We start from the raw sequence: 4382 nt of genomic DNA, 5'->3' as shown, positions 1-4382 counted from the left end.
GAATAATCCCAGCTATTATTCATTTTCTTGCATCAAATTTTTGAGCTACTAGTTCCAGCTGTTACTCTTTACCAAATATCCTTAAGATCCTTTTAATCCCATAAATTCCAGTTCAGACAATCCTTGCATTGAGTAAATCTCATTTCAGACATTTCCTCACAATCCTCTTAATCCATTCCTATCCAGGTTCACACAAATTTCTCCACTCCAAATTTCAAAATCACTGGTCCGATTAATCCCGATTCTAGTAAGGGAGAATCTTTACGATAGTGTTTCCATGTCGTAAAAGTGACGCGGCCGTCTGCCGGCTTCGGTTGACCTTGTTTATACCACTCCGGTAGTTCTGTAATGCCGCCGTTGCTTAAGGCGGCAAAAGGGCTGGTATCATTTGAAGGAGCTGGAAACTTGTACATCTCAGGCACCATCTCATCTCCTATCAACCGGTTCGGCCACAAGTTGGTGACCTTAATTATAAGTTGGTTAACTCCGGTTTTCAAACTTTCTGTTATGTCAACTTGATAAGGTCTTTTCCATAAAATGCCTAGATTTTTACCATTCACCATTACTTCAGCAATAACCTCTACCCGACCAAGATCTAAGAATGTTCGCTTATTAACTGGCGTTGCATTGGCAGGTAAGTTAAAAGACTTTGTATAAGAGCACGTTCCTGAAAAGTACTTAACTCCATCTTCAGAATGCAGATGTAAAGAGATTAATTCGGTTAGCATTATTTCCTTTGGTGCTCCCATATTTTCGGGGAAAGCAACTTTCCATGATCCACTTAATGCAATTGGTTTATCGATACCTGCAACACGAAAGGGAGTTGTATTGCCGGATTTATTCTTAAACGAATAATTTCCGTTTTCCCAAATGATGATACTGTTTTTGCCATTCACCATTTGTTCTACAACCGGCGCTTTGTAAGCCTCAGGCAATATTTTATTTTGCGAGAGTTGAAGTATTCTATCGTCAGTTAGTGCTTCGGTAAATAATTCAGGTTCGGTCATATCACCGTTATAATAGGAAGCACCGTCTCTTAAATGAGCTTTGCCTATACCCGGATGCATAACAACTTCAGCTTTTTTGCCTTGTTGAACAAGTTTGCCATTTACGTACACTGCAGGCACTCCATCTTTATAACTAACTGCAACATGTGACCAACCAGAAATTTTAACTGGAGCTGCTAAAGTAAGTATTGGTTTACCTGCTCCTCTTGTCCAGATCACAACGCCATTTCTACCTGCAGTCATGCCACAAGTTTGATGTCCCTTACCGTACAACTCTTCTCCCGAAGGGGGGTAAATAGCGTAATAATCAGTCCATGCATTAGCTGCCACATTTCCTGAAAAGTCACGGGCACCTAGCATTACATCCATTTCAGGTTTTACCCATACGCTGATCGTAAAGTTGTTCGTAACGCCTTTATGCAACTTCTGTTCAACAATTGGAAAAGCTTTTGTTGTTAAGACTGGCTGGCTGTCTTTAATTATTTCGTGAATGTGATTGCTTGTAGCCGGAGTACGAAACACAATGAACATAGAACCACAAGGTTCTAGTTGCAGGGGAACTTTTGTGCGACCGTCACTTATTTCAAAAATGGAAACAGGAGTTATTTTGCCTGTGTTAGGATCCCACAATTCCGGCTGCTTGCCTTGCATTCTAAAAGTGCAAACAAGTTGTTCAGCTGTTCGTCTTTGATTCGCTATAAAATACACTTCGGTATTACTAATGCGTCGATGAATATATTTAACAGGCGCATCTCCTGAAAGCGAAGAAACTTCGAAATCAGCTTGTAGGTTTATTGCATCTAAAACTGGCTTAAGTGATGTTGTTGAAAATACTCTACCCAAGCCTACCGTCTTTCCTGAAGCTCCCGTTCCCTCAGTTCCGTCCCATAGTTCACTTACTACCCGCTTAAATTCGGTGTCGTTATTTGTGTAGCCTCCTAATCCTGGTGTTTTCAATGGTCTTAAGCCTACCAGTACCATTCCCTGGTATACCAGGTCCCTTAATTTTTTTATCACTTCAAGAGAAACACTTTCATGGTTCTGAAATACAAAAACTTTATAGCTCATTCCATCTGGTAATACCGCTCTGCCGTTTTGTACTTTCAATCTTTTTATGACCGTTTCCGGATTAATCAAATCATAATCGTAACCTTCCGGTGGTGCTGGCGTTAGTTCATCAGCATTTGTTTTGGTATAAACCGCGACATCTTCTCCCGTAAAATATAGAAGATCAGCTACAAACAATCCTTGCTGCAACAAGGACTGGCAGCGGCCCATATACTTCATCCAGGCCCTCCCAGGGTTCCACCAGGTATTTGTTCTGTCGAAGTGTATACCCCAAGGGCCCATGGTCATACCCGGCAAAGCTGTAGGATGTGGCTGATGAGCATACCTGTGAAAGATCACCCTGTTCAATCCCTGGGTATACATTCTATCTCCCAAGGGCTTCATAAGGAAAGGATACTCCTGCCACTTTGAAGATGCAGGCTCACTTGTGAAAGCTTCCGCTCCAACTATTTTCTGCCCGTTGATATGAACAATCGATGCAGCTAGTTTGGTCGTTCGCCTCATGGTTATATTATTCTGGAAAATTGATGAGAGCCCGTTCCAAAATTCGCCCATGTTTACATCTACCTTGGCACCTACCTGCATTTCCTCCATTGGTCCGCGGTCGTACGGTTCGGTGTAGGCAATTATTTTATTCTTTCGACAAAGCTCTGCAAACCGCCCATAATAATTATCGGCTAACAAGTCTGCCTGGGTACGACGAACGTCCCAAAGAAAACGGTCTGAAAGTTCAGCGCTACCAACAATACGCCCTGTCATAGCAGGTAAATATTTCTTCAGGTCATAGCCATTACGCTTTTGAAACTCCGCTGAAAATTGTGCCGTCCAATTTTGCATTCCGACTTCCCAGCTATCTATCAGCAATCCAACTTTTCCTTTAGCCGCAATTGGACCAAGGGCTGGCAGCAAATTCTGCATCATCTCATTAAAATGAAAATCAATTGCTGCAGCACTAAATTTATCACACTCAAGACCGATGCCTGTGTCAGGTGCAGACCGGTTCATGGTTCCAATAGGCGTATTCCCAACTCGTAAAATGGTCCAATTTCCGGCAGGAGCATTCCAATCTAACTTGCCATCTTTGTTCATGTATTGGCTTATATCCAACACAGTATCAGGGTTGATAACACTGGTTTTTGATGCTTCTTTGTTCGTTTCCTTTACAGGTTCGGTTTGCCAAAAGCCGCCCGTATAATTCGCTTTCGACTTCCAGTTAGTTATTTTGTCTGCTCCCGAAAAACGCAACTGAGAATATTGGCGTGGTTGGGAAGAAGCCAATCGAAAATGTTTTGCTTTGATAGCGGGAAATTCGGCCGTCACAAAAGCCGGTCCGGGAACAGCTCCAAAACCTCCGCCTACATTTATGCTGGTTACTTTTGTAAAAGCAACGCCATCATCTGAAGATTCTAATGTGATAGAATTTCCTCCAAAACCACCGGGGCCGGCTGGTGCAAGTGCAGCGACGGGAGCCGCTATAAAGGCTATAGAGCTGGCTTCATAAGCATTATTAAAATGAAGTTGTAAGTAAGCAGGCTGATTAGTTCCGCCTGCTTGAACAACTACTCCATCAGGATCATCAGCGAGGTTTTTAAAATCAATGTTGGTAGTACCTGCAGTAGCCTTACTTAGGAGGTTTTGAAGAGGCATTTCTCCGGGAAGCGAAGGAAATGCAAGCACACATTCATCACGATAATAGTTCAGCTTTGTAAAAGGCTGAGGCAACTCAATATTAGTTTGCTTTCCACCTGCAATAAAAGACTCGCTCCATGATACTTGTTGCATCGCTAACTCAGGAGTAATCCAGGGTCCACCGCTGGATGACCAGCCGGGGCAATTGTGCATCGTAAATTCAAGACCTAACCTTTCAGCTTCTTTTATCGTGTGCTTTTTAAGCTCTATCCATTCAGGGCTTAAATATGTAATTGGACCTTTTGGAATAAGGGTACCTGCATCGAAGTTCTGAAAACCACCCACACCAACCCGTTGCATGGCTTCAAGGTCAAGTGTTATGCCTTCCTTTGTAACGTTTCCATTCATCCAGTGCCACCATGTTTGTGGTTTTGCTGAGGCCGGTGGATTAATAAAACTATCTTCTAAAGCTGAAGCCTTTTTTTGGCTAAAAGCCTGGACAATACCTGTTGGGGTAATGACTGTTACTAACCCTGTTAGACCAGTTGTTTTTAGAAACGAACGTCTTTTCATTAGTGGAATTAAACATTTTCATTCACCTGCAAACGAGAGGTTCTCAAAGGTCCTTGTTCGGAGATTAAAGCTCAAGCCGCTGGGCTTCGTTCTTGCAACGGGACT

At 42.7% G+C, this 4382-nt stretch carries 1 protein-coding gene; it reads right to left on the bottom strand.

All coding sequences use genetic code 11. The features are described from left to right. Positions 1-188: 188 nt before the first annotated feature. Positions 189-4277: a glycosyl hydrolase gene (locus tag SAE01_RS24180; RefSeq protein WP_147206408.1), complete on the bottom strand. Its 4089-nt coding sequence runs from the start codon at positions 4275-4277 to the stop codon at positions 189-191. Positions 4278-4382 lie beyond the last annotated feature (105 nt).

The organism is Segetibacter aerophilus (genome assembly GCF_007991655.1).
Lineage (GTDB): Bacteria > Bacteroidota > Bacteroidia > Chitinophagales > Chitinophagaceae > Segetibacter > Segetibacter aerophilus.
This window is presented reverse-complemented; position numbering and strand designations above follow the sequence as displayed.